Source organism: Roseateles chitinivorans (assembly GCF_002761755.1).
Classification (GTDB): Bacteria; Pseudomonadota; Gammaproteobacteria; order Burkholderiales; family Burkholderiaceae_C; genus Roseateles; species Roseateles chitinivorans.
Window position 1 is genome coordinate 25645 of sequence record NZ_PEOG01000043.1, and the last position, 24635, is coordinate 50279.

At 70.1% G+C, this 24635-nt stretch carries 21 protein-coding genes; 13 read left to right on the forward strand and 8 right to left on the reverse strand.

Annotated elements, in window-relative coordinates:
• Window positions 1-143 precede the first annotated feature (143 nt).
• From CS062_RS15970 to ypfJ, 3 genes are all read left to right on the forward strand, one after another.
• On the forward strand, window positions 144-974 hold the full coding sequence (locus tag CS062_RS15970) for a substrate-binding periplasmic protein (protein ID WP_099862592.1): 831 nt from the start codon (window positions 144-146) through the stop codon (window positions 972-974).
• A gap of 15 nt (window positions 975-989) precedes the next feature.
• Window positions 990-3170, forward strand: coding sequence for a sensor histidine kinase (locus CS062_RS15975; RefSeq protein WP_099862593.1), 2181 nt, complete (start codon window positions 990-992; stop codon window positions 3168-3170).
• Window positions 3171-3294: 124 nt separating this feature from the next.
• Entirely contained in the window at window positions 3295-4173 is an 879-nt protein-coding gene (gene ypfJ / locus CS062_RS15980) for a KPN_02809 family neutral zinc metallopeptidase (protein WP_099862594.1), read from the forward strand.
• 208 nt (window positions 4174-4381) lie between these two features.
• Here the strand turns inward: ypfJ and CS062_RS15985 are convergent, their stop codons facing one another.
• Entirely contained in the window at window positions 4382-6877 is a 2496-nt protein-coding gene (locus tag CS062_RS15985) for an alpha/beta hydrolase family protein (protein ID WP_099862595.1), read from the reverse strand.
• A 35-nt stretch (window positions 6878-6912) separates the two neighbouring features.
• On the opposite strand from CS062_RS15985, the gene CS062_RS15990 reads away from it, so the two are divergent.
• From CS062_RS15990 to CS062_RS16000, 3 genes are all read left to right on the forward strand, one after another.
• Entirely contained in the window at window positions 6913-8019 is a 1107-nt protein-coding gene (locus CS062_RS15990; RefSeq protein ID WP_099862596.1) for a hypothetical protein, read from the forward strand.
• Window positions 8020-8255: 236 nt separating this feature from the next.
• Entirely contained in the window at window positions 8256-8735 is a 480-nt protein-coding gene (locus tag CS062_RS15995; protein WP_143742367.1) for a hypothetical protein, read from the forward strand.
• Between the two features lie 63 nt (window positions 8736-8798).
• Window positions 8799-9629, forward strand: a complete 831-nt coding sequence (locus CS062_RS16000) for a substrate-binding periplasmic protein (protein ID WP_158238809.1) — start codon at window positions 8799-8801, stop codon at window positions 9627-9629.
• An 18-nt stretch (window positions 9630-9647) separates the two neighbouring features.
• Here the strand turns inward: CS062_RS16000 and CS062_RS16005 are convergent, their stop codons facing one another.
• Window positions 9648-10004 (reverse strand): DUF1304 domain-containing protein, encoded by a 357-nt coding sequence (locus CS062_RS16005; RefSeq protein ID WP_099862599.1) that lies wholly within the window; start codon window positions 10002-10004, stop codon window positions 9648-9650.
• 64 nt (window positions 10005-10068) lie between these two features.
• Here CS062_RS16005 and CS062_RS16010 point away from each other — a divergent pair, with 64 nt between their 5' ends.
• From CS062_RS16010 to CS062_RS16025, 4 genes are all read left to right on the forward strand, one after another.
• Window positions 10069-12135, forward strand: a complete 2067-nt coding sequence (locus tag CS062_RS16010) for an ATP-dependent helicase (protein ID WP_099862600.1) — start codon at window positions 10069-10071, stop codon at window positions 12133-12135.
• Between the two features lie 126 nt (window positions 12136-12261).
• Window positions 12262-12825: an ImmA/IrrE family metallo-endopeptidase gene (locus CS062_RS16015; protein WP_099862601.1), complete on the forward strand. Its 564-nt coding sequence runs from the start codon at window positions 12262-12264 to the stop codon at window positions 12823-12825.
• Window positions 12826-12918: 93 nt separating this feature from the next.
• Window positions 12919-13617: a lysoplasmalogenase gene (locus CS062_RS16020; protein ID WP_099862602.1), complete on the forward strand. Its 699-nt coding sequence runs from the start codon at window positions 12919-12921 to the stop codon at window positions 13615-13617.
• Complete coding sequence (locus CS062_RS16025; RefSeq protein WP_099862603.1) at window positions 13614-16271, forward strand: O-antigen ligase family protein; 2658 nt, start codon at window positions 13614-13616, stop codon at window positions 16269-16271. Before CS062_RS16020 ends, CS062_RS16025 begins: the two co-directional genes overlap by 4 nt.
• 127 nt (window positions 16272-16398) lie before the next feature.
• Here CS062_RS16025 and CS062_RS16030 read toward each other — a convergent pair whose 3' ends face one another.
• The 6 genes from CS062_RS16030 to CS062_RS16055 form a co-directional block, all read right to left on the reverse strand.
• Window positions 16399-17226, reverse strand: coding sequence for a LytR/AlgR family response regulator transcription factor (locus CS062_RS16030; protein ID WP_099862604.1), 828 nt, complete (start codon window positions 17224-17226; stop codon window positions 16399-16401).
• 47 nt (window positions 17227-17273) lie between these two features.
• A complete protein-coding gene (locus CS062_RS16035; protein WP_099862605.1) occupies window positions 17274-17732 on the reverse strand; it encodes a hypothetical protein in 459 nt (152 codons plus the stop codon).
• Window positions 17729-19258, reverse strand: coding sequence for a sensor histidine kinase (locus CS062_RS16040; protein ID WP_233218090.1), 1530 nt, complete (start codon window positions 19256-19258; stop codon window positions 17729-17731). Before CS062_RS16040 ends, CS062_RS16035 begins: the two co-directional genes overlap by 4 nt.
• 218 nt (window positions 19259-19476) lie before the next feature.
• Window positions 19477-20046 (reverse strand): YceI family protein, encoded by a 570-nt coding sequence (locus CS062_RS16045; protein ID WP_099862612.1) that lies wholly within the window; start codon window positions 20044-20046, stop codon window positions 19477-19479.
• 97 nt (window positions 20047-20143) lie between these two features.
• Window positions 20144-20692: a YceI family protein gene (locus tag CS062_RS16050; protein WP_233218092.1), complete on the reverse strand. Its 549-nt coding sequence runs from the start codon at window positions 20690-20692 to the stop codon at window positions 20144-20146.
• A 150-nt stretch (window positions 20693-20842) separates the two neighbouring features.
• Entirely contained in the window at window positions 20843-21409 is a 567-nt protein-coding gene (locus CS062_RS16055; protein ID WP_438270481.1) for a cytochrome b, read from the reverse strand.
• A gap of 306 nt (window positions 21410-21715) precedes the next feature.
• Here CS062_RS16055 and CS062_RS16060 point away from each other — a divergent pair, with 306 nt between their 5' ends.
• From CS062_RS16060 to CS062_RS25865, 3 genes are all read left to right on the forward strand, one after another.
• The gene (locus tag CS062_RS16060; protein ID WP_099862608.1) at window positions 21716-22294 is read left to right on the forward strand and encodes an HD domain-containing protein; all 579 of its coding nucleotides are present in this window, start codon (window positions 21716-21718) and stop codon (window positions 22292-22294) included.
• Between the two features lie 386 nt (window positions 22295-22680).
• Window positions 22681-24483, forward strand: a complete 1803-nt coding sequence (locus CS062_RS16065; RefSeq protein WP_099862609.1) for an ATP-binding response regulator — start codon at window positions 22681-22683, stop codon at window positions 24481-24483.
• A partial coding sequence (locus tag CS062_RS25865) for a hypothetical protein (protein ID WP_143742368.1) occupies window positions 24443-24635 on the forward strand: 193 nt, incomplete at its 3' end. The genes CS062_RS16065 and CS062_RS25865, both read left to right, overlap by 41 nt.

Genomic DNA, 24635 nt, shown 5'->3' on the forward strand with positions numbered 1-24635 from the left:
TATCCCCATTAATAAGCGATAAAACTGATAGTCGATGTGACATCCGTGGGAGATCGGGGCATCCCTTGCGGTCCGGTGGGGCGAACTCTGGTGCAATCCGGGTCCGAGGAGATGCGATGACGATGCGAAGGACCGGATGGGCCATGGCGGGCCGGCTTGCCGTGATGACGGCGGCCGTGGGGCTGCTTGCGGCCGCGCCGGCCGTGCGCGGCGCCCCGACGGCGTCCGCGCCGACCGCCATGCCGAGCGCCGGCGGCACGCTGCAGCGGGTCCAGTCCAGCGGCGTGCTGCGGGTCTGCATCTGGCCGGACTACTACGGCATCACCTACCGCCATCCGCGCGACGAGACGCTCAGCGGCCTGGACATCGATCTCTCCAACGAGCTCGCCAAGGACCTGGGCGTGCGCCTGCGCTATGTCGAGTCCTCGTTCCAGCGCCTGATTCCGGATCTCGAAGGGGACCGCTGCGACGTGGCGATGTTCGCGGTGGCCGTGCTGCCGCAGCGCAAGGCGGCGCTGGCCTTCACCCAGCCCTACCTGCAGAGCGACATCTACGCGATCGCGAGCCGCGCGAGCCGGGTCGTCAAGCGCTGGGAGGACATCGACCAGCCGGGCGTGGTGGTCGCCGTGCAGGCGGGCACCTCGATGGAGCAGGTGATGCGCGAGGCGCTCAAGCGCGCGCGGCTCCTGATCGTCCAGCCGCCGGCGACGCGCGAACGGGAACTGGAGTCGGGCCGGGCCGACGTCTTCATGACCGACTACCCCTACAGCCGGCGGCTGCTCGACAACGCCGACTGGGCGCATCTGATCGCGCCGCCCAAACCCTTCCATGTCCTGCCGTATGCCTACGCGATCCGGCGCGGCGATGCGGCCTGGCTGGTGCGACTCGACGAGTTCGTCGCGCGCATCAAGCGCGACGGCCGGCTGCGGGCCGCGGCGGAGCGTCACGGGCTGGGCGCGATCGTGGTGCCCTGAGGCGGAGTCTCGGCGATGCTCGGTCCGGCCGTCCGATCCCTTCAGCGCCTGCGCCGCGCGGCGCTGTGGGCGGGCGTCGTCGTGGCGGCGGGCACGCTGGCGGGCCTGATCGGCCCGGCCTGGGTCGGCCGCCAGGAAGCGATCGACGAAGCCCGCGCCCGTGGCGCGCTGCTGGCGCAGGTGCTGGAAAGCGACGCGAGCCGCACCATCGAGACCGCGTCGCTGTCCCTGCATGCGATCGGCGACGGGTTGACGCGGTCGATCGCCGATCCGCATGAAGCCGAACACCTGGAGGCGCATTTCAGCCATGTGCTGGTGGGCCTGCCGTTCATCCGCAGCGTGTCCTTGCTGGATACCCGCGGGAAGGTCCTGATCAGCACGAATGCCGATGAGATCGGCCTGGAAGTGCCGCTGGACGACTTCGGCCGGCTGCCCGGCCCGGATCGCGACCTGCTGATGCCCTTGCGGCCGGGGCGCGGGCTCGCGGACCTGGCTCGGGGCCGACCACCGCGCAGTTCGCCGGTGGGGATGCTGCCGCTGCTGCTGCAACTGCCGGCACCGCCGGACGCCGCGGCAAGCGGTGTGACCACGGAAGCCGGGGTCGCGCCCGGCGCGCGCGAGCGGGAGCCGCGCTGGCTGCTGGCGCTGATCAATCCGGATGCGTTGACGCAGGTCCAGCAGCGGGCGCTGCCCACCGGGCACAGCGCCGCGTGGCTCGCCTCGACCGACGGCCAGCTGCTCGCGGCGATGGAAACGCTGCACCAGCTGCCCGGCCAGCGGCTGGACGGCCACCCCGCGTTCGACGCCTTGCGTCGCGGGCGCGAGCACGGCACCTACATCGGCGCCGGCGCGTTGCCGGGCGAGGTCGTCGTGGCCTACCGCGCGGCGCCGCGGCGCTCGCTGATGGTCGGCGTCGAACAGTCGGTCGAGGAGGTCCTCGGTCGCTGGCATGCCGGCCTGCGCTGGCTGATGCTGATCGGCGCCCTGGCACTGGCCCTGATCGCGCTGGCGACGGTCACCGTGAGGCGCAGCCTGCAGGCGCGGGCCGAGGCGATGGAAGCCCTGGAGGGCGCGCACGAGCAGCTCGCCGACCGGGAGCGCGACATGCGCGTGCTGCTCAAGAGCGTGCAGGAGGTGATCTTCCGCACCAATCCATCGGGCACGCTGACCTTCGTGAACGCACGCTGGACGACGCTGCATCGTGGGCGTCCGGACGAGGCCGTCGGCCGCCGGCTGGCCGACCTCGCCGAGCCGGCCGACCGCGAGGCGGTGGCCGGGCTCTTCGGCGGCGACGAGGGCGTGCGCAGCGTCGAGGCCACCATCCGCAACGGCGAGGGCGCCCCACGTCGCTACCAGATCGCGACGGTGCCGCTGCGCCGCGACGGCGAACTGCTCGGCTACGCCGGCAGCGCGGTCGACATCACCGAACGCGCCGCGGCCGAGCGGCTCACGCGCCAGGCGCGCGACGCGGCGGAAGAGGCCTCGCGCACCAAGACCGAATTCCTGGCCAACATCAGCCATGAGCTGCGCACGCCCTTGCAATCCATCCTCGGCTTCTCCGAGCTGGGCATGGCGCGCAGCGGCGGGCAGGAGCGGCTGCATGCGATGTTCTCGGACATCCACGGCTCCGGCCAGCGCATGCTGGCGCTCGTCAACGACCTGCTGGATGCGTCCAAGCTCGATGCCGTCGGCGCGCTGGACCTCCGCGCGCAGGACCTGCGCGAGCCGGTGGGCGCGGTGATGCGGGAACTCGCGCCATTGACCGCCAAGCGGCAGCTGACGTTGGCCGCCGAGTTGCCCGAGCCGCTGCCGGCGAGCGTCGATCCGCTGCGCTTCCAGCAGGCGGTGCGCAACGTGCTGGCCAATGCGATCAAGTTCGCGCCGCAGGGCGGCACGATCGAGCTGCGCGGGCAACGGACCCCCGATGGCGCGCTGCACCTGTGCGTGGCCGATCGCGGACCGGGTATTCCGGTCGACGAACTGGAGCGCATCTTCGATCCCTTCGTCCAGTCGAGCACGACCAAGGACGGCTCCGGCGGCACCGGCCTGGGCCTGCCGATCAGCCGGCGCATCGTCGAGATGCACGGCGGCCGGCTGTACGCCGCCAACCGCGAAGGCGGCGGGGCCGAATTCCATCTGATCCTGCCTGCCAACGAGTCGACGGCGCCGGGCGGCGGCGCGCTGGCGGCCGACTGAGCCGTCGCTGTCCCCTGATCGAGGCAGCGCGGGCATGGCGAGGCGCCGTCCGACAGCGCCGTCCGGCGCGCTGTGCCATCCTTGCGCATCGTTGGAGCCGGCGGGCCGGCGGCAGGAGTGCACCATGAAGTGGGAAGGACAACGCGAGAGCGACAACGTCGAGGACGCACGCGGCGGCGGTGGCGGCGGAGGCGGCTTCCCGATGCTCGGCGGACGCGGCATCGGCATCGGCGGCATCGTCATCGCCCTGCTGGCCTCCTGGGCCTTCGGCATCAACCCGCTGACGGTGCTCAGCGCACTCGACGGCAGCACCGTCCAGACCGGCGGCGAGCAGCGGCCCGTCGCGCCCAGCCATCCGCAGGACGCGCCCGCCAGATTCGTCAGCGTGGTGCTGGCCGATACCGAAGAGGTCTGGACCCAGCTCTTCCAGGCCGGCGGCAAGACCTACCAAGCCCCCAAGCTCCGCCTCTTCGAAGGCAGCGAACCCACCGCCTGCGGCATGGGCCAGGCCGCCATGGGACCGTTCTACTGCCCCGGCGACAGCAAGGTCTATATCGACCTCAGCTTCTATCAGACCCTCCGCGAACGCCTCGGCGCCCCCGGCGACTTCGCCCAGGCCTACGTCATCGCCCATGAGGTCGGCCATCACGTCCAGCATCAGCTCGGCATCACCCAGAAGGTTGAAGCGGCTCGTCGTCGGCAATCCGAACAAGCAGCCAACGCCACCAGCGTTCGCGTCGAACTCCAGGCCGATTGCTTCGCCGGCGTGTGGGCTCACCACTCCCAGCAGACCAAAGGCTGGCTCGAGGCCGGCGATGTCGAAGAAGCCCTCAATGCAGCCGCCAAAATCGGCGACGACACACTTCAGCGAAACGCCGGACGCGCGGTCGTGCCAGAAAGCTTCACCCACGGCACCAGCGAACAGCGGCAGCGGTGGTTCAAGCGCGGAATGGCACAGGGGGATCTCAGAGATTGCGATACGTTCGCGGCGCGGCAGATCTGAGCGAGGCGGTCGATCTGGGTGAGGCGGCGGGAGGCGCGTGGAAGACGGAGCGAACGCGCTTGGCCGAGGCCGCCGGCGAAGCCGAAGCTCGGGGCGCCAACTCGCGACGCTCACCTTCGGCTCGCTCTGCTCAAACAGACGGCGCCCAGTCAGAGGACGACGCTTCGGCTTCGCCGGCGGCCTCGGCCAAGCACGTCGGACGAGTCGCTCACTGCGACGACGGCGGGGCGGTGGTGGGGGGGGCGGAGCCAGGGGACGCCCGGGGGCGGGCTTCGGCTCGGGGATCGCCGACACATCCCTTCAACCATTGACTCATCTCCCATTGCACCTGGCCAGCTGACTCGCGCGAGGTGTAGCCGTGCGCCTCGAAAGGCAGCAGCACGTAGCGGGCAGTGCCGCCCAGACCCGCCAAGGCCTGGTACAGACGCTCGCTCTGCATCGGGAAAGTGCCGGAGTTGTTGTCCGCCTCACCATGAATCAGCAGCAGCGGATCCTTGATCTGGTTCGCAAAAAGGAAGGGCGACAGCTTCAGGTAGACATCCTTTGCATCCCAGAGGGAGCGGCGCTCGCTCTGGAAACCAAACGGCGTCAGGGTGCGGTTGTAGGCCCCGCTGCGAGCGATGCCGCATCGGAACAGCTTCGTGTGCGCCAGCAGGTTCACCGCCATGAAGGCCCCGTAGCTGTGACCACCAATCGCCACCCGCCTCGGATCCACCACGCCCAGATCCTCCGCCTTGTCCACGATCGCCCGCGCATTCGACGTGACCTGCTCGATGAAGCTGTCATTCATGTTCCGCGAGTCACCCACCACCGGCATCGTCGCGTCCATCAGCACCACATACCCATCCATCAGCAGATTCAACGGACTGATGCCCGAGAAGCTCATGTACCGGCCCGGCGATCCGCTCAACTGACCCGCGATCGCAGCATCGTTGAACTCCAGCGGATACGCCCACACCAGCGCCGGCCGCTTCTCGCCCTCCTTCAAATCCGGCGGCAGGTACATCCAGAACGACAGCTCCACGCCATCGCTGCGCTTGAAACTCACCAGCTCCCGCCGCACCGCCTTGAGCTGTGGCGCCGGATCCTTGATCCGCGTCAGCGGCGTGACCTTGCCGTTCTCGCGCAGGCTCAGGTTGGGCGGCTCATGCTCGGTCTCTCGCTGCGTCACCAGCCGCCGGTCCTCCAGCAGCGCCACCGGCTGCTCGTACACGCCCTCGGCCGACTGGAACAGCCGCTGCACGCTCAGGTCGCGCAGCGACAGCTTGTCGAGGAACGGCCGGTCGCCCTTCGGGCTCGCGCCCTGGCCCGACAGCAGCAGGTCGCCGTTGAGCGTCTGCGCGACCTGATGCCCGTTGGGCAGGGTCCGCATGAAGGGGAAGCCGGGGTGGCGGTAGCGCTCGCGCACCGAGTGCTCGAACAAGGGCCGGCTCTGCCGGCCGTTGAGCGGCAGCAGGTAGGTCCGCGACCAGCCCCGGTTGCGGTCCTCCTCCGTCAACAGGCCATGCACGCCGTCGTCCAGGAAGCGCAGCCGCGTGAAGCGGTAGGGCATGCGCTGCACCTCGGAGGGCTCGCCGGTGTAGGGCGGGTCCAGCCGCATCACGCGATCGCGGAAGGCGGCGCGGTTGGCGGGGTTGCCGCCGTCGAGCGCTTCCACCCAGTAGATCGCCGCGTCCTTGGTCGGGGACGGATAGAAGACCCGCGGGCCAGGCAGCGCGCCATCGATGGCCACGCCCTGCTTGAGCGGCATCTTGGCCAACTCGCGCAGGACCTTGCCGTCGCGCTGACGCACCTCCACGACGGTCGGGAAGTCGTCGAAGGTGAGCGCGTAGCTGAACGGCCGCACCAGCCGCTCGGTCAGCAGCGCCTGCCCGTTGCCGACGCTGGACACGCTGGTGAACAGGCCCGGCGTGCCGATGTCGCGGCTCTGGCCGCTGGCGATGTCGATCAGCGTCAGCTGCGAGCGCGCGAAGTACTCGAACAGGTCTTCGTCGCGCGGGTTGCGCAGCAGGTCCGGATAGGTGCGCTCGGGCGACGCCTTGCCATGCGTTTCCTGGATCGCCGGGCCGGTCTGCGGCCGGTTCGGCACCGGGCCGCGGTCGTCGGGGACGGTCAGCACCACCGCCTCGCGCGGATTCAGCCAGGCGATGTCGTCCGGATCGATGGCGTTGTTCAGACGCACGTTGTAGATGCGCCAGAGCTGGCCGTTGGACGTCGCGCCGGCCCACAGTTCATCGGCCGTGTCCGTGCGCCGCGAGAGCAGGAAGCGCTGCCCGTCCGGCGCCCAGACGAAGTTGTGCCAGGTGCCGCCGACCGGCAGCTCGACGTCGCGTTCGGCCGCCTCCGGATCGAGCAGCGAGCGCAACCGCACACGCTGCACCGCGACCAGGTTCTGCTGGCTCGCATTGCGCGGATCGAAGCGCGCGCCGGCCAGCCTCAGTCCGGGTCGGGCCAGTTCCTCCAGCGGCGTGTACCGGCGCTGCTCGACCAGCGCCAACGATTGCCGGTCCGGCGAGGGCAGGAGCCGCGGCAGCGCAGGCGTGTCCAGCAGTTCGCGGATCGCGGCCGACGGCTGCTTGTACGGGGAGGGCGCCGCGCCGGCCGGGCCGGGTAGGGTGGTCGTCAGCAGCGTGATGACGGCGAGGGCCGCGAGGGCACCGACGGGCGGGCGAATCAGGCCGACAGAGGGGACGCGGGAGGACATGGGGCCGAAGTATCGCTGCGCTAGGATTCGCGCCCATGATCGAGCCGCCCGCCCCGCACGCGCCGGAATCCCGCGCCCCGCACGATCCGGCCGCTGCCAAGGCCGGCCGGGCGGTCGCCGCGCTGCCGGCGGTCGGGGAGCGCCTGGGCGTCTGGCGCGTCGCCGCCGAGCTGTTCGAATGCGCCTCCGGCTTCTGGTTCCGCGTCGAGCACGGCAAGGCCGCGGCCCAGACCGGCCTGGCGCTGGTCTATCGCCATGAGGTCGACGCGCAGGCCGTGCTGATGCGCTTCGCCGAGGACTCCGAGGCCCTGTCGCGCTTCCAGCATCCGGCCTACGGCGCGCCGCTGGACAGCGGGTTGAGCCCGACCGGTTTGCCCTACCTCGTGGTGCCCGCGATGGAGGGCGCGCCGCTATTGCGCGTCGCGATGGCGCTGCCGCTCAAGCGCCGGATGCAGCTGCTGCTGGATCTCGTCGACCTGCTGGAAGCCGCCCATGCCCAGGGCCTGGTGCTGCACGAACTCGATCCCGGCACCTTGTGGCTGAGCCCCGCGCAGCAACTGCACTGGCTCGGCCAGGGCCTCGCCCCGCGCGACAGCCAGGCCCCCGCCGCGCTGGTGCGCGCCGCCGAGCCGCTGGCGAACGCGCGCCAGCGCGCCGGCGGGCGGCCGGACGCCAACAGCGAGGCCCACACGCTGGGCCGCCTGCTGGGGCTGCTGGTCAATGGCCGGCTGCCGCGCCGAGACGCGACCGAGGAAGGCTTCGAGGAAGAACCCGAGCCGGGGGCGACGCCGGTCGCCTCGCTGCAGTCGTGGCTGTCGTTGACCGCCGCTCAGCGCGAGAGCCTGGACCAACTGCTGGACCGCGCCATGATGGACGGCCGCTCCTTCACCGACCGCCAGCTGCTGGCGCAGGCGGTGCGCGACTGGATCGAAGCGGAGCCCGCGCCGGCGACGCGATCCACCTCCGCTGGCGCGCCGGCCTCCGCGCCGATGCCGCTGCTGCCGCCACCGCCGCCGCTGGAACACGAGGCCGATGAGCGTCCCAAGGCGCCCGGCGCGTCGCTGGCGGAACGGCTGGCCGGCGTCGCGCTGGTCCTGGCGCTGGCGGCGGTCGTCGCCTGGCTGCTGCTGCGCACCGGCTGAGCGCGGACGCCCCGGGATCGCCCCGACCAGATGACGGGGTGACGACCTCGATGAGCTAGTCATCTCGCGCAACCCGCTGTCGGGTGCGTCGGAACGCCCTGGCGAATCGACTACTTCGCGAGGTGGGGCGCCACCGATGTGTCACACGCGCCCGAGTTCAGGCGAATTGTTCGGGCGCGGGCGTCTTCCTACGATCGTCCTCCTGTCGCCGTGGATGGTGACGCGAGGAGATGCGCGTGAGTTTCGAAATCCGGTCGATGTCGGTCGCCGACTGGCGGACCTGCTGGCGGGACGCGGTGACCGATCCCGAATGCTCCCCTTGGCTGCGCGGTGTGCTGGAGAGCTGCATCGACGGGAAGAACGCGCACTGGATCCGCCTGTCCGAACGCTGGGCGGTGGACAGCGCCACCGGCGACTACCTGGTCCGGCTGCCTTCGCTGATCGGGCGGCAGATTTCCGACCAGTTCTGCGCCCGGGTCGGCGAGCGCCTCTATGGCCTCTGCGGCCTGGGCGTGGGTGAGTCGAAGGTGTTCTTCGCGGGCGGCTCCTCGCCGTCCTACGACGCCATGGCCCGAGTCCATGCGGTGCTGTCCGCCGCCTTCGCGGTGCATGGCTCGTACGCGGAGGACATCGGCCGCGATCCGATCCGCGAGCCGGTCTTCATTCCCGGGGCGCTGATGCCGGAGCACCTCGCCGCCGAGACCCGCGGTTCCTGAGGCCGCAACCCCGCGTCGCGGGGCTGCCTCCGGCCGGACCGGGCGCCTATCATGGGCGCTCACATGGACGCCCTCCGCCGCCAACTGCTCCGCCATGCCGCGCTCGGCGCCACCGCCCTGGCCGTGTCCGGGGCGGTCCGGACGGAGCCCCTGCAGGGCGGCCACCCGAGCGGCAATGCCGCACCGGGCCGGCCGCGATCGGGGCCGGTGCGGATCGTGGGCACCACCTTCGCCCGGCTCTTCGAGCCTGGCGCCGACAGTGCCAGACCGCGCGGCCTGGCGGTGGACCTGCTTGATGCGATCCTGATTCCTGCGGGCCACACGCCGCGCTACGAGTTCTATCCCTGGCTGCGGGCGCAATCGATGATCGAGCGCGGCCCGGCACAGATCCTGGTCGGTCCCTACCGGACGCCGGAGCGGGAGCGGCTGATGCGCTTCTCTCGCCAGGCTTTCTACGAGGACGCACTGGTCTTCTACGCGCGCCGGCGGGAAGAGGGCCTGTGGTGGGGCGACTTCCAGGCGCTGCAGCGGCTGCGCATCGGCGCGGTGCAGGGCTGGGTCTACGGCGAGCGCTTCGAGCAGGCGCGCGCCGGGCTGACGGTCACCGTCGTGCGTGACCTGGCCACCGCGCTGCGCATGCTGCAGCTGGGGCGACTGGACCTGATCGCCGCCAACCAGCGCAACTCGGAGCCGGTGATCCAGGAGCTGGGCCTGGGCGACCAGGTGGTCCTCTGCGCGCCGCCATTCGCGCAGCTCAAGGGGCATTTCGCATTCGGTCGCGAGCCGGCGGGCGAGTCCTGGCTCGCGCTGGTCGACGCCGGCATGCAGCGCCTGCGCGCCAGCGGCGAACTGCAGCAGATGGCCGCGCGGCGCGGCGTCGTGCTGCCCGATTGAGCGGCGCGCGCTGCCCGCTCAGCTCAGGAGCAGCAGCGCCAGGCCGATCGCGGCCGGCAGCGCCTGGATGAAGAGGATCTTGCGGCTGGCGGTCGCGGCACCGTAGAGCCCGGCCACCAGCACGCAGGCCAGGAAGAAGACCTTCACCGGACCGCCCGCGGCGCCCAGCACCAGTCCCCAGATCAGGCCCGCGGCCAGGAAGCCGTTGTAGAGGCCCTGGTTGGCGGCGAGCACCTTGCTCGCCTCGGCGAACTCGGGCGTCAGCCCGAAGGCCTTCCGGCCGGTGGGCGTGGTCCAGAGAAACATCTCCAGCACCAGGATGTAGACGTGGATGAGCGCGACAAGCGCGACGACGATGTTGGCGGCTGTGTTCATGGTTCGCACTTTACGTCCCGCTATCATCCCCGGCCCGCCCGCAGTTCCCTGTCCCGCACGTTCCATGTCCAAGACGCAGCTCAATCCCGCCCAGTTGCAGGCCGTGCATCACCTCGCGGGACCGTGCCTGGTGATCGCGGGCGCGGGTTCGGGCAAGACCAGCGTGATCACGCAGAAGATCGCCAAGCTGATGTCCGAGGGCTACCGGCCGAAGAACATCGCCGCGATCACCTTCACGAACAAGGCCTCGCAGGAGATGCGCGAGCGCGCCAAGCATCTGGTGGGCAGCAAGGCGGGCTCGGAGCTGGTGATCTCGACCTTCCACTCGCTGGGCGTGCGCATCCTGCGCGAGGACGGCCGCCACCTCGGGCTCAAGGAGCAGTTCTCGATCCTGGACTCGGACGACGTGCTGTCCGTGCTCCGCGACGCGGGCGGCACCACCGACGCGGCGACCGCCAAGTCCTGGCAGTGGACGATCTCGCTGTGGAAGAACCAGAACCTCAGCCCGCAGCAGGCGCTGGCCTACGCCAAGGACGACATGGAGCGCGCCGCCGCCGTCGTCATGCAGCGCTACCAGGAACGCCTGACCGCCTACCAGGCGGTGGACTTCGACGACCTGATCGGCATGCCGCTGCGGCTGCTGCAGACCAACGAGGAAGCGCGCGGCAAGTGGCAGGAGACGCTGCGCTACGTGCTGGTCGACGAGTACCAGGACACCAACGCCGTCCAGTACGAGCTGCTGAAGTGCCTGGTGGGCGAGCGCGCGATGTTCACCGCCGTGGGCGACGATGACCAGTCCATCTACGGCTGGCGCGGCGCGACGATCGAGAACCTCAAGAAGCTGCCGGTCGATTTCCCGCAGCTCAAGGTGATCCCGCTGGAGCAGAACTACCGCTCCACCAGCGCGATCCTGCGCGCGGCCAACAACGTGATCGGCGGCAATCCGAAGCTGTTCCCCAAGACGCTGTGGAGCGAGTTCGGCGAAGGCGATCCCATCACGCTGATCGAGGCCGATGGCGAGGAGCATGAGGCCGAACGTGCCGTCGCGCGCATCCAGTCGATCCGCGCGAACCATCCGACGACCAAGTTCTCCGACTTCGCCATCCTGTACCGCGCCAACCACCAGGCCCGCATCTTCGAGCAGGCGCTGCGCCGGGCCGAGATCCCGTACAAGGTCTCCGGCGGCCAGAGCTTCTTCGACCGCACCGAGATCAAGGACCTCTGCGCCTGGCTGCGCCTGCTGGTCAACCAGGACGACGACCCGGCCTTCCTGCGCGCGGTGACCACGCCCAAGCGCGGCATCGGCCACCAGACGCTGGGCCACCTGAGCGACTTCTCGGCCAAGTGGAAGCTGTCGATGTTCGAGTCGCTGTTCGCCGAATCGCTGAAGGCGACGCTGTCGAGCAAAGCGCTGCACGGCCTGCACGAGTTCGGCCGCTATGTCGTCGACCTCGAGTACCGCGCGCGCCATGCCGTCGGGGGCGAGGAGGGCAAGGCGCTGATGATGGAGTGGCTCAAGGACATCGGCTACGAGCAGTACCTCGTCGACCAGGAGGAGAACGAGAAGGTCGCGCAGGCCCGCTGGGGCAACGTGCTCGACTTCGTCGACTGGGTCGCCAAGCGCTGCGGCGGCGAGATCTCCACCGACGGCGGCATCACCACCGAGAGCCCGCGCCAATCGCTGCTGGAGGTCGCGCAGACGATCAGCGTCATCCTGTCGCTGGCCGAACGCCAGGAGGAGCAGGACCAGGTCGTGCTGACGACGCTGCATGCCTCCAAGGGCCTGGAGTGGCCGCATGTGCTGCTGGCCGGGGTCAACGAGGGCCTGCTGCCGTTCAAGGCGGAGAACGAGGACCTCACGCCGCAGCGCGTCGAGGAGGAGCGCCGGCTGATGTACGTCGGCATCACCCGCGCGCGACGCACGCTGGCGGTGTCGACGCTGCGCCGTCGCAAGAAGAATCGCGAGACCGTGGTGGGCGTGCCTTCGCGCTTCATCGCGGAGATGAAGCTCAACGAGAGCGGCATCAAGGAAGACCCGCGGGAGAAGCTCAAGCGCATGCGCGAGCAACTGGCCGCCAAGGCTGCGGAGACCGCGGCCCGGCAGGCGCAGGCGGCGAAGGACGAGCGCTGAGCAACGCCAGTCAGCCGACCCACGGCGGCAGGGGCGCGAGCCAAAGATTCTTACTGGTTCGGGTCATTACGAGGCCCAGTCCGCCTTCCTAGCATCCGGTCCCTCTGCGCCCGCCGAGGAGACCCCATGTCCGCCGCTCCGTTCCCGAAGTCGCGCTTCAGCGACGCGCTGCCGCCCGAAGAGGCCGCCGCTCGCCACCGCCTCATCGGCACGATCGCTGACGAACTTCGCAAGGCCCACTGGAACCCGGCCACCCTGCCGATCAACGCGCAGCGCCTGGCCGAGGGCGCGGGCGTCGAGGTGCGCGATCGCGGTGGCGCGCAGGAGCCGCTGTACCCGTATCGCGGCCGCCTGCTCTACCTCGACGACCGCCCGGTGATCGAGATCAACCTGGGCGAGGAGGCGCTGCGGCGGCGCATCGTGCTGGCGCATGCGCTGGGCCACCACCTGCTGGGCCACGGGCCGGTGCCGCCGGAGACCCTGACCACCTTGTCGACCTGCTGCCCGCAGCGCATCGAGCAGGAGGCCCACCACTTCGCGCTGGACCTGCTGATGCCGGAGGTCGCGATCTACCGGTTGATGGACCACGGCATGCTGAGCGCCCGCAAGCTGGCGCAGAAGTTCCAGGTCCCCGAGGCCTCGCTGCATGAACGGATGCAGGCGCTCGACCGCGGGAGCGGCTATCTCTGACCGCGGCGCGCGGCCTCCTGCCCCCTGTAAGGTCTGCCATGTCACCGGGTCCAGGGGGATGGAGGCCATCGGCAAACGGCAGAATGCGGCCGCATGACCGCCTCCGCTGCCAAGCCCGCCTCCCGGATGGGTGTCGCATTGCCGCTGCTGACCTTCCTCAGCGCCGCCCTCGCCATCCTCGCGCTGTCCCAGCCGCCCCAGCTGCCGCCGACGCTAGCCTTCGTCTTCAAGCCGCTGACGACCGTCCTCATCCTGCTGTACGCCTGGCCGCGGGGCCTGCAGCAGCCGCGCCTGGCGCGCTGGCTGCGGGCCGGCCTGCTGTGCTCGCTGGTCGGTGACGTGGCATTGCTCTGGCCGGAGCAGGGCTTCCTGCCCGGGCTGGTGAGCTTCCTGGCGGCGCACGTCTGCTACATCGTCGGCTTCTGCACGCGCAAGCGGCTGGGCGCGGTGCGCTGGCCCTTCCTGATGTTCGGCGTCATCGCGGCGATGGTGCTGGGCCGGCTCTGGTCCAGCATTCCGGCCGCGCTGCAGGCGCCGGTGGTGGTCTACGTGGTCTGCCTGGCGACCATGGCCGCGCAGGCGTGGGCCTGGTGGCGCGGCAGCGTCGGCCAGTCCGACGAGCCGCTGGCGCGCTGGGCCGCCTGGGGCGGCACGCTGTTCGTGCTGTCCGACGCGATGCTGGCGATCAACAAGTTCGCCGGCCCGCTCGACATGGCCAGCTTCTGGGTGCTGGCGAGCTACTGGCCGGCGCAATGGTGCATCGCCAGCAGCCTGGGACGAGCACGCGCATGAACATCGTCCTGCCTCGGCGCCTGCCGGCATTGGCCACCTTGGCGGCCAGTGCCGCCTGCGCGGTTGCCGGGCTCTGGCTCGCGCGTCATTACCCGATCGAGCCGGTCGCCGCCGTGGCACTTTGGACGGCCCTGGCCGTCGCCAGCTTCTTCGGCTGGCGCGCGCTGCCCTTCCTGGTGCCGGCGCTGGTGCCGGCGATCGGCTTCGCGCCCTGGACCGGTTGGATCACCTTCGAGGAACTGGATCTGGTCGTGCTGGCGGTGGCGGCGGGCGGCTATGCAGCGCTCGCGCTCACGGCGCCCGCGCAGAAGCCGGTGCCGTGGCGCTACCGCACGCTGCGCTGGCGCGCTGCCGTGCGGGTGCTGATGGCGGTCTTCGCCCTGTCGACGTTCATCGCCGTGTGGCGCGGCTTCGAGCACGCCGGCGGCATGCAATCCGGCTTCTGGCAAGGCTTCCAGGAGCCGATGAACAGCCTGCGCGCCGGCAAGAGCTTCTTCCTGGTGCTGCTGTTGCTGCCGCTGTGGCAGAAGGCCTCCGACCTGCGGCCCTCGTCGGTGCAGCGCCTGTCCCGCGCGGCCTGGGTGCTGGTGCTGCTGAGCACCTCGCTGGGCGCGCTGTGGGAGCGCTGGGTCTATACCGGGCTGCTGGACTTCTCGACCGACTACCGGACCACCTCGCTGTTCTGGGAGATGAATGTCGGTGGCGCGTCGCTGGACGGCGCCCTCGCGCTGAGCCTGCCGTTCGCGCTGCTGTGGGCGATGCGGGAGCGCCGCCCGCTGCGCTTCCTCGGTGCGCTGGCGGTGCTGCTGCTGGCGTTCTATGCGTCGCTGACGACCTTCTCCCGCGGCGTCTATCTGGCGGTGCCGGTCGGCATGGCGCTGTGCGCGCTGCTGTGGGCGGTGCAGCGCCGCGAGGCGCTGGCGGCGGCGCGGCAGGAAGGATCGCTGTCCGGCAGCGGGGTCCAGGTGAGCGGCTCAGTGCCGCTGGGCTGGTCCGCCGGCGTGATCGCAGGCACCGGGCTGGCGGCCTGGGTACTGTTTGGCGCCGGCGGTTATCGGGCCTTGCTCGCGCTCGCCGGCAGCGTCGCGGTGCTGTTGGCGATGCCGGCCTCGCGCGCGGCCTGGCCTCGCGGGCAGCAGCGGGCGCTGCTGTTGCTGTCGCCCTTGCCGGCGCTGCTGCTGGCGCTCGGCGGCGGGCTGTTGATCGACCTCGTGCCCAAGGGTGCCTACCTGATCGACGGCGCGGTGGTGCTGCTGGGCCTGGGGCTGGGCTGGCTGTGGCGTGGCGGGCTGACGCAGCCGGCGCAGGCCTTCGCGTTCGCGGTGGTGTGGATGGCCACGCTGGTGGGCGCCGGCCTGGTCGCGGCGCACTGGGGCGATGGTCGGGGGTTGGGACCGGTCGCGGCGGTGCTGGCCGTGCTGGCGATCGCGTGGATCTCGACGCAATGGTCGCCGCGCGTTGGCGCCGACCTGCGCACCGTCGGCTGGCGGATCCGGGGCCTGGTCTGGACCGGCTGCCTGCTGGCCTGTGCGGTGGTCGCGGCCCTGGGCGGTGGCGCCTACATCGGACAGCGGATGTCGACCGGGCAGCAGGACTTCGAGGGGCGCCTCGAGCACTGGCGCGTCGGCCTGGACCTGCTCAAGACGATGGACGAATGGCTGCTCGGCAAGGGCAGCGGCCGCTTCCCGGCGAGCTTCGCCAATGGCGGTCCCTTCGATGAGCGCGTCGGCGACTATCGCCTGAATCCCGCTCGCGGAGACGGCCTGGCTGCCGGGCTGCCGGGCGCGGAGCCATCGCCGCGACCGACCGTCACGCTGACCAGCGGCCTGCACATGATGGGCAACGGCGAGATGTTCCGCCTCAGCCAGCGGGTGCCAGCGGTGGCGGGCGAGGTGGCGGCGACGGTGACCTTGCGGACCCAGTTCAAGACGCGGCTGCGCGTCGAGATCTGCGAGAAGTTCCTGCTCTATCCGCTGCGCTGCGTCGACCGCGAAGCCGACGTCGAGCCGCTGGGCGGTGCCTGGCAGCCGGTGCAGCTGAAGCTCGGGCATGCGCCGCCGGACTTCGGCGGTTCGACCTGGGCGCCGCGGCGGCTGGTGGCGTCGGTGACGCAGAACTGGCGCGGCGGCGTGCTGGAGATCGCGTCGGTGTCGGTCGCCGACAGCGTGCACGGTCCGCTGCTGCACAACGGCGATTTCAGCGAGGGCCTGGCGCGCTGGTACTTCACCAGCGACCGCAACCACATGCCCTTCCACATGAAGAGCCTGCCCTTGCATGTGCTGTTCGAGCAGGGCCTCTTCGGCCTGGCGCTGTGGAGCAGCCTGCTGGTGACGGTGCTGTGGCGCTGCACTTTCGGTGCTGGCCGCCGTCATCCGCTGTCGCCGGCGGTGGTGGGCGGCCTGTCGGCCTTCGTGATCGTCGGCCTCTTCGACAGCCTGATCGACGCCCCGCGGATCGCGTTCCTGTTCTACGCGCTGATGGCGCTGGGCCTTGGCCTGCGCACGCCCTCGCGCCGCCCCCGCGGCCCCGGCGACCTGGACTCCACCCACGGCCTCGAGACGGTGCAGCCGGACATGGATTCCGATTTCGAGAGCGCCCCGGAAGTCCGCCGCGCGATGAAGGCGGCCGGCGTCAAGCTCAAAGCCCCCCGCTGAATTTAAAAGAATGCCTCCCCCGAGGCACGCGGCTGCGAGTCGGGTGCCGGGCTAGGCGCAAACCGCAGCCATAGCAGCGCTATGGCGAGGATTTGCAACACCGCCCGGCGCCCGACTCGCAGTCGCGTCACATGCCTTTGAAGAGGTGGGTGTAGCTGCGGCTAACTTCCAGCTTTTCGTCGAGCCCGCGCACGCCGACGAGCTGGCGGCCGCGGAAGTCGCGGCTGATGCCGTTGATCGCCTTCACGTTGACCAGCGTCGAACGGTGGATCTGCCAGAACAGCTGCGGGTCGAGCTCCTCGACCAGCTCCTTGATCGGCTTGCGGATCAGCGCCTCGACGGTCGGCGTCTGGACGCGGGTGTACTTCTCGTCGCTGATGAAGAACAGCACGTCCTCCACCGGGATCATCTGGATGGTCTGGCCGACCGAGGCCTGGATCCATTGCAGGTACTTGGGTGCGCCGCTGGCGTTGTTCACCCGCGCCGACAGCGAGTGCAGCAGCTGCTGCAGCGTGCCGGTGGCCGGACCGTCGGGCTCGGCCTCGCCGCTGCGCTGGGCCAGGCGCTTCTTGATGCGTCCGACGGTGACCTGCAGCCGGTCGCGCTCGGCGGGCTTGAGCACGTAGTCGCAGACGCCCTGCTCGAAGGCCTCGACCGCGTACTGGTCGTAGGCGGTGATGAAGACGATCTCGGGCAGTGCCCACTCGTCGTCGTCGGGCAGCTGCGCGATCTGCTTGGCGGCTTCCACGCCGGTCAGGCCCGGCATGCGGATGTCGAGGAAGACCAGATCCGGCCGGTGTTCCTTGACCAGCTCGACGGCCTCCAGGCCATTCTTGGCCTCGGCGACGATCTGGAGCTCGGGCCAGACCTCGGCGATGCGGCTGCGCAGCTGCTCGCGCATCAGTCGTTCATCGTCGGCGAGGACGGCGCGGGGGGCGGGGGTGGTGTCGCTCATGAGGGGCGATGTTAGGGCAGGCGCCGGCCCGGAGACCGGCGGGAGGTTCACGCGTGCAGGGTCGGCTCGGTGGGCGCGCCGGGCCCGGTCGAGGCGATCGGCGCGGCGGGCGGCACCGCAGGCGCCTTGCGCGGCTTGTCGCGCACCAGCAGCCAGATGACGAAGCCGATCAGGATCAGCGGCGAGCCGACGATCGCGCCGACGCCCACCAGCGCCGCCAGGCCGGCCACCACCAGCGCGCCGATGATCAACAGCGGCAGGCCCAGGCCGAGCAGGAGCAGCAGCGGCACGATCAGGCACATCACCCCGATGGCGATGATCAGGCCCAGTCCGGCGCCGAAGGCATCGGCCAAGCCGAGGCTGGTCCAGACGACGTCGTCGCCGTCGATGGTGAGATGCACCCCGGGCGTGTCGCCGAGCAGGTGGACGGCGCCCCAGCCCAGCAGCGTCGCAACGCCGACCAGGATGAAGCCGAGGATCAGAAGGGTCTTGAACAGCGTTTTCATGCGTGTGCTCCTTGCTCCTGCGCGTGGTGAGCGGACGTCCGGTAGGGGACGGTGATGGTGACGACGGTGCCGGAGGGCTGGTTCTCCGCGACGGTCAGGCTGGCCGCCTTGCCGTAGAGCAGCGACAGGCGCTCGCGGATGTTGGCCAGGCCGACGCCGGTGCCGGAGGTCGCGGCCCGGCCGAAGCCCAGGCCGGTGTCGGCGACGGTGACCTGCAGCTTGCCGTGGACGATCTCGGCCTTGAGGGTCAAGCTGCCGCCCTCGGCCTTGGGCTCGAGGCCGTGCTTGATGGCGTTCTCGACCAGGCTCTGGATCATCATCGGCGGGAACTCAGCGGACAGCAGGCCGTCGGGCACGTCGATGCGGGAGACCAGCCGTTCCTCCATGCGGACCTGCAGGATCTCGAGGTAAGGCCGGATCACCGCCATCTCGCGGCCCAGGTCGCGCACGCCGCCGTTGGCGTTGGCCTCGCGCATCGTCGGCATCGAGGCCCGCAGCAGCGCGATCAGGTTGCGCTGCATCTGGGAGGCGCGCGGCGGATCGGTCTCGATCAGGTGATCGATCGAGGCCAGCGTGTTGAACAGGAAGTGCGGTTCGACCTGGGCCTGCATCGCGGCCATGCGGGCCTCGACCACCTGGCGGCGCAGCGATTCGGCCTCGGCGGTCTCGGTGGCCTTGGCGGCCTTCACCTCGGCCTGCAGCCGGCCCTTGTAGGTCGCCTTCAGCAGGGCCGAGGCCAGCACCACCAGGATGGCGAGCTTGTCGAGGAAGTCGCCGAGGTGGACGGTGCGGTAGCGGGTCTTGCGGGAGGTCTCGCGCTGGGCCTGTTCGAGTTCGTCCTTGGCCTCCTCGGCCTCGGCCTTGGCCTGGCGCGCTTCCTCGGCGGCTTCTTCCAGCACGCGCTTGGCGTCGTTGACCGCGGTGCGGACCGCCTCGCGCACCGCGTCGCGCTGCTTCTCGTTGGGAATGCGGATGTCGATGGCCGGCAGGTTGGGATCGGTCACCTCGGCGTCGGAGGCGCTGCCGCTGGCCGCCGCGCTGGCGGCGCCGAGCGGCTTGCGCGGCACGATGCGCACGCCGCGCTTGTCGATCTGGACTTCGTAGCGCAGGCCTTCGAGGTCCTCGGCCTGGATGCCGCTGGCGGCGGAGGCCGCCTGTTCGGCCTCGGCGTCCTCGCCCGACTGTCGCGACCGGGCGGCCCGCTCGGCCTCCGCGGCCTTCTTCTCGGCCTTCGCGGCGGCCTTCTCCGCCGCCTTCTCGCGTTCGCGATCACGATCCCGGCGCAGGTCCTTGGGCGGGTGGATGGTCTCGGTGGTCTCGACCGGCAACTGCCAGCTGAAGGAGAAGGGGGGGAGGGTCTGGAGGATGTTGGCGCCGATGATCAGCATCACCGACAGCAGCGTGAAGCGCTTCCAGGTGATGGACACCAGCCAGCTGCCGTAGCTGTGAAAACCCTGCTCGGCGGCTTTCATGAAGCTTTGCCAACGCTGGCGCGGGGTGGGGGAGGCGGGAGTCGGCGCGTTCATGGGAGGACCTGTCGTATGGGGCGCACTGTACGCAAGTCCCCTGGCCGGCCGAGGGGGTGGGCGACGCGCCGTGCGGGGGCTGGGATGGACTGCGCCGATCCGCGACAGGCCGGGACGTCGGCGCGGCCGCCCGGCCCCCGTCGGGGGGCCCGCCGCAAACGCGAAAGGCCCGCTTTCGCGGGCCTTCCGGCATTGGGTGTGAAGGATTCCCGGGGGAATTACTGCTTCACCGCCTCCACCTGGATGATGACCTTGATGTCCTTCGAGAAGCCGTACTGGATGCCGTAGTCCACGCCGAAGGCGGTGCGGTCGAAGGTGGTTTCGAAGTCGCCGCCGCAGACCTCGCGCTTGAGCATCGGGTTGTCGTAGCAGTTGAAGTTGGTCGCGGTCAGCGTCACCGGGGCGGTCTTGCCTTTGAGCGTCAGCTGGCCGGACACGGAGGCCACCTTGTCGCCCGAGAAGGTGAACTTGTCGCCGACGAACTTGGCCGTCGGGTTGTTGGCCACGTCGAAGAAGTCCTTGCTCTTCAGGTGGTTGTCGAACTGGGTCGAGCCGGTGCTGATGCCGTTCATGTCGAAGGTGACCTCGACCTTGCCCGACTTGCCGGCCTTGTCGAACTGCACGGTGCCTTCCTTCTTGTCGAAGCGGCCGCGGTTGGTCGAGGTGCCGAAGTGCTTGATCTCGAACGTGGCGTAGGTGTGCGTCGGGTCGATCGCGTAGGTCGCGCTCTGGGCTTGCGCCAGGCCGGCGGCGGCGATCAGGGAGGCGAGCAGCAGGGCTTTCTTCATCATCGTGGGGTCCTGTCGAACAGTGGGTGGGAAAGGAACCGGGCGAGGACCCGGACCGGTTGGAGGAACTCGGGAAATCGGGAGGAGCGGCGGCCGCTTACAGCGGCGCCATGCCGGTGAGGGCCAGCTTGAACTTCACCTGGACGTCGTTGGCGACCATGGAGGTGTCCTTCCACTCGCCCTCGCCGATGTTGAAGTCCAGCCGCTTGATCGCGAACGCGCCGGTGGCGGTCGTGGTGCCGCCGGCCTGCGCCAGCGTCACCGGCACGACCACGTCCTTCGCCTGGCCCTTGATCGTGAGCTTGCCGGCGGCCTCGAACTTGCCGCCGCCCAGCGCCTTGATGGCGGTGCTCTGGAAGGTGGCGGTCGGGATCTTCTTGACGTTGAACCACTCGGGCTTGACCAGCTCCGCGTCGGTCGCGGCGTCGCCCAGCGTGGCGCTGCCCAGTTCGATCGACAGCGAGACCTTGCCGGCGGCCGGGTTCTTCGGATCGAAGGCCACCTGGGCGTCGAATTTCTTGAAGTGGCCGTCCACCGGCACACCCATCTGGCGGAAGGTGAAGGCGATGTCGCTCTGCGCCGGCACCAGCTTGGCGCTGGCGGGCGCGGCCGCGGTGGCGGGCGTTGCCGGCTTGGTCTGCGCCATCGCCGGCGCGACCAGGATGAAGGCGGCGCTCAGCACCGACAGCGCGGTGATCGAGAGATGGGTGGCCATACGTGCAGTCATGGAATCCTCTGCGGGGTCGGAAGTCTTGGGGGTCAGGTGTTGTCCAGGGGGACGCCGCGCCGATGCCGCTCAGGCGCGGCCCGGGAGCATGCGCCGCAGCAGGCCGTCCCTGTCGAGGACGACGTGCTTGACCACGGCGCCAAGGTGGGCAAGCACCAGCAGGCCGAGGCCGTAGGCGAAAAGCTGGTGGAGCTGCTTGAGCGATTCCGCCAGCGCCTTGTCCTTGGGCACGAAGTCCGGCAGCGGCAGCACGCCGAACCACACGATCGGGAAGCCGGCCGCCGAGCTGTAGGCCCAGCCGCTCAGCGGCACTGCGAAGAACGCCGCGTACAGCAGCCAGTGCACCGCGTGCGCGCCCAGCTTCTGCCAGGCCGGCATCGGCAGGTCCGCCGGCGGGCGATGCCACAGGCGCCACAGCAGCCGCAGCGCCGACAGCGCCAGGATGGTCACCCCGGCCCACTTGTGCCAGTTGAAGAGCTTGAGCCGGGTCAGCGAGAACGGCAGGTCGGCCATGTACCAGCCCACCGAGAAGGTGCCGATGATCGCGATCGCCAGCACCCAGTGGAACAGCATCGCCACGCCGTCGTAGCGGGTCTTGACCGCCGGCATCGGCGCCGGCTCGGCGACCGGCGCCATCGACAGGGCGGCCGTCTCGGCCGGCTGCGTCGGGGCGTTGTCGGGGTCGTGAGGCTGGTCGTCGATCGTGGTCATGGAAAGCTCGCGTCCTGGGCAGGTTCCTGGGGCAGGCCCCGGGCCGTCGAGGGGCCCAGGTGTCCGGAATGGAGGCAAGTGTCCGTGTGCGCCGTACGTCGTCGGTTCATCGGAACTGAGGCCACTGTTCAGTCGATTTGAATGAGAACCCCATCGGCGCTTCACAGATCCGTCATCGGCGGGGTTGAGACTGGCGCCGCTCCGCCCTTGGAGCGATGTCGAGGATTCGTCATGGACCTGATCGCCAAGGTCGAGGCGGTGTTTCACCGCCGCGGCCATCTGCAGTACGGCGACGAGCGCCGGGAGCCGGTCACCGCGCTGGAGCACGCGCTCCAATGCGCCCAACTGGCCGAGTGGGCGCACGCGGAGCATAGCCTTGTAGCCGCGGCGCTGTTGCATGACATCGGCCAACTGATGGACGGTGGTTCAACGGCCCCTCTGCGGGATGACAAGCATGAATTGACCGCGTTGCCGCTGCTGCGCGCGGGCGGGCTCGGACCCGATGTGCTGGAGCCGATCCGGCTGCATGTGGATGCCAAGCGCTATCTGGTGAGCACCGATCCCGCCTATGGGCCCGGACTGTCCGAGGCCTCGCGTCACAGCCTGGCGCTGCAGGGCGGTCCGATGAACGCGGAGGAGCGCCTGCGCTTCATGACCCAGCGGCATGCGAGCGCCGCGCTGCAGCTGCGCCGCTGGGACGATCTGGCCAAGCGGCCGGGCATGCGGACGCCGCCGCTCGGCTACTACCTCGCGCTGCTGGAGGAACTGCTGCGCGACAGCCATGCGCCGGAGCGGCTGCGCATCGCCTGAGCGCCAGGCGCGCAGGGCCGATGGCCCACAAGGTCGATGCCTTCGGGGCTCTCCCTCTTGAGGGGGATATCGGGCGATGCCCCGCCTTCGCATACTGGGCACCGATCGCGCGCTGCCTGGACCTCAGCGTCGTGATCAAGGGGAGGAGTGCTATGCCGACCTACCAAAGCCCGATGGGGTGGCGGTGGTCGGCATAGTTTTATCCGCGCTGCGCTTTTTAGCCTTTCTCGCGATTTGCATGGCGACCCGGTCGCACTGGGGCGCTGCCCCCAGCGGCGGTACTTGGGCATGAGGGTTCGGCAAGATATATTGCCGGCCCAGTACAAGCCTTACACAACCCATGCATCTCCACTCGCGGCAGCGGCCAGGCGCTGCCCCCTCCGGTCATGGCGGGTGAGCGCAGCGCCGAGCAGGCGAGCGTCGAGCTCGAGCTGCTGCGCCTGATCGGCAAGCAGGGCCGCCGCGTCCCCTACCCGGTGAGCATCGCCGCGCTGATGATGGCGGTGATGGCGGCGCAGGTGATGTCGCCCTGGCTGGCCTACGGTTGGCTGGCGACGGTCTTCGTGGTGCTGGCGGCGCGCTGGGCCGTGCTGGGCCGGCTGCCCGAGATGCACGAGCGCCCGCTCGAGCAGCGCCTGGACTGGGCGATCTGGCTGAGTCTGGCCAATGGCCTGGTGTTCAGCGTGTCGCTGGTCGCGGCACCGCACCTGAGCGATTTCCAGCGGATGGTGCAGACGATCGTGCTGCTGGGCCTGTGCGCCGGCGCCGTCGCGACGACCGCCGGCCACCGCATCGTGTTCCAGGTCTTCCTGTGGCCCGTCACGCTGGCCAACGCGCTGGCCTGGGGCCTGTTCCACCAGCCCGGCGAGCAGCACCGCTGGCTCGACTGGGTGCTGTCGGGGCTGATCGTCTTCTTCGGCGTCATCCTGACCGGCCTGGCGCGCGACACCTACCGCGTCTTCGCCGAGTCGGTGCTGATCCGGCTGCAGCAGAACAAGAGCAACCAGCAGCTGCGACAGGCGCTGTCGCAGGCGGAGTCCGCGATGGCCGCCAAGACGCGCTTCCTCGCCTCGGCCAGCCATGACCTGCGCCAGCCGATGCATACGCTGTCGCTGTTCGGCGCGGCGCTGGACAAGCGGCCGATGGACGACGAAGGCCGCGTCATCGTGACGCAGATGAACCTGGCGCTGCAGTCCTTGTCCTCGCAGATGGATGCGCTGCTGGACATCTCGAAGCTGGATGCCAACGTGGTGCCGGTGAACAACCAGGTCTTCGCCCTGCAGCCCTGGCTGGGCCGGCTGCAGCGGGAGTTCCAGCCGGCCGCGCTGCGCAAGCACCTGCTGCTGCGCCTGGACTGCCCGCCCGAGGCCTGCGTCGAGAGCGACCCGGTGCTGCTCGAGCGCGTGGTGCGCAACCTGATCGACAACGCCATCAAGTACACGATGCGCGGCGAGGTGGCCATCGAGGTCAACCGCGGCCAGGACGAGGAAGTCTGGCGCCTGTCGGTGCGTGACACCGGCATGGGCATTCCCGAGCACGAGCAGCAGCGCATCTTCGAGGAGTTCTATCAGGTCGGGAATCCGGAGCGCGACCGCGCCAAGGGCCTGGGTCTGGGTCTGTCCATCGTGACCCGCCTGGTCGACCTGCTGGACCTGCATCTGGCGCTGAGATCGGCGCCCGGGCATGGCTCCAGCTTCATGCTGAACGTGACGGCCGCGGACATCGCGCTGGTGAGACCCGGCGCGGCGCCGAGACAGGGCCCGGCGCTGCCGCCGATGCGGGTGCTGGTGATCGACGACGAGGAGCCGGTGCGCGTGGCCATGCATGCGCTGCTGAGCGCGCATGGCTGCCAGGTGCTGCTGGCCGGCAGCACGCGCGAGGGCCTGCTCAAGAGCATGGGTCAGCAGCCGGACCTGCTGCTGACCGACTTCCGCCTGCGCGGCGGCGAGGACGGCATCAGCGCCGTGCGCTCGCTGCGCAGCGCCTTCCCCGGCCTGCCGGCGCTGATCGTCAGCGGCGACACCGCGCCGGAGCGGCTGCGCGAGGCCCATGAAGCGGGCCTGACGCTGCTGCACAAGCCGGTCACCGAAGAACTGCTGATCAACGCGATGCAGGCCGCGCTGGCCGAGTACCGCAGGGAGGGTGTCGATGTCTCGTCCGTTCGAGGAGGCGCCGCCAGCCCCGTCTGACGGTGAGGCCGCCGGCCGGCGGCCGCTGGGCACCCGCTGGCTGTCGCGTCCGCTGGAGGACTGGATGGTCGAGCGGCTGGGCGCGCCCGCGCCCGGCCCGGCCGCCGTGGACGTGCTCATCGTCGGCAGCGGCTACGGCGGCGCCGCGGCCG

Bases quoted from the DNA above. Each gene is read 5' to 3' on its own strand.
- CS062_RS16005 (WP_099862599.1), bottom strand. From the start codon at position 10,004: ATGAACACAGCCGCCAACATCGTCGTCGCGCTTGTCGCGCTCATCCAC.
- CS062_RS16045 (WP_099862612.1), bottom strand. From the start codon at position 20,046: ATGAAGAAAGCCCTGCTGCTCGCCTCCCTGATCGCCGCCGCCGGCCTG.
- CS062_RS16060 (WP_099862608.1), top strand. From the start codon at position 21,716: ATGGACCTGATCGCCAAGGTCGAGGCGGTGTTTCACCGCCGCGGCCAT.
- CS062_RS15990 (WP_099862596.1), top strand. From the start codon at position 6,913: ATGATCGAGCCGCCCGCCCCGCACGCGCCGGAATCCCGCGCCCCGCAC.
- CS062_RS16035 (WP_099862605.1), bottom strand. From the start codon at position 17,732: ATGAAAACGCTGTTCAAGACCCTTCTGATCCTCGGCTTCATCCTGGTC.
- CS062_RS16050 (WP_233218092.1), bottom strand. From the start codon at position 20,692: ATGGCGCAGACCAAGCCGGCAACGCCCGCCACCGCGGCCGCGCCCGCC.
- ypfJ (WP_099862594.1), top strand. From the start codon at position 3,295: ATGAAGTGGGAAGGACAACGCGAGAGCGACAACGTCGAGGACGCACGC.
- CS062_RS16030 (WP_099862604.1), bottom strand. From the start codon at position 17,226: ATGAGCGACACCACCCCCGCCCCCCGCGCCGTCCTCGCCGACGATGAA.
- CS062_RS16065 (WP_099862609.1), top strand. From the start codon at position 22,681: ATGGCGGGTGAGCGCAGCGCCGAGCAGGCGAGCGTCGAGCTCGAGCTG.
- CS062_RS16025 (WP_099862603.1), top strand. From the start codon at position 13,614: ATGAACATCGTCCTGCCTCGGCGCCTGCCGGCATTGGCCACCTTGGCG.
- CS062_RS16055 (WP_438270481.1), bottom strand. From the start codon at position 21,409: ATGGCGCCGGTCGCCGAGCCGGCGCCGATGCCGGCGGTCAAGACCCGC.
- CS062_RS16015 (WP_099862601.1), top strand. From the start codon at position 12,262: ATGTCCGCCGCTCCGTTCCCGAAGTCGCGCTTCAGCGACGCGCTGCCG.
- CS062_RS15985 (WP_099862595.1), bottom strand. From the start codon at position 6,877: ATGTCCTCCCGCGTCCCCTCTGTCGGCCTGATTCGCCCGCCCGTCGGT.
- CS062_RS16000 (WP_158238809.1), top strand. From the start codon at position 8,799: ATGGACGCCCTCCGCCGCCAACTGCTCCGCCATGCCGCGCTCGGCGCC.
- CS062_RS15975 (WP_099862593.1), top strand. From the start codon at position 990: ATGCTCGGTCCGGCCGTCCGATCCCTTCAGCGCCTGCGCCGCGCGGCG.
- CS062_RS16020 (WP_099862602.1), top strand. From the start codon at position 12,919: ATGACCGCCTCCGCTGCCAAGCCCGCCTCCCGGATGGGTGTCGCATTG.
- CS062_RS16010 (WP_099862600.1), top strand. From the start codon at position 10,069: ATGTCCAAGACGCAGCTCAATCCCGCCCAGTTGCAGGCCGTGCATCAC.
- CS062_RS15970 (WP_099862592.1), top strand. From the start codon at position 144: ATGGCGGGCCGGCTTGCCGTGATGACGGCGGCCGTGGGGCTGCTTGCG.
- CS062_RS16040 (WP_233218090.1), bottom strand. From the start codon at position 19,258: ATGAACGCGCCGACTCCCGCCTCCCCCACCCCGCGCCAGCGTTGGCAA.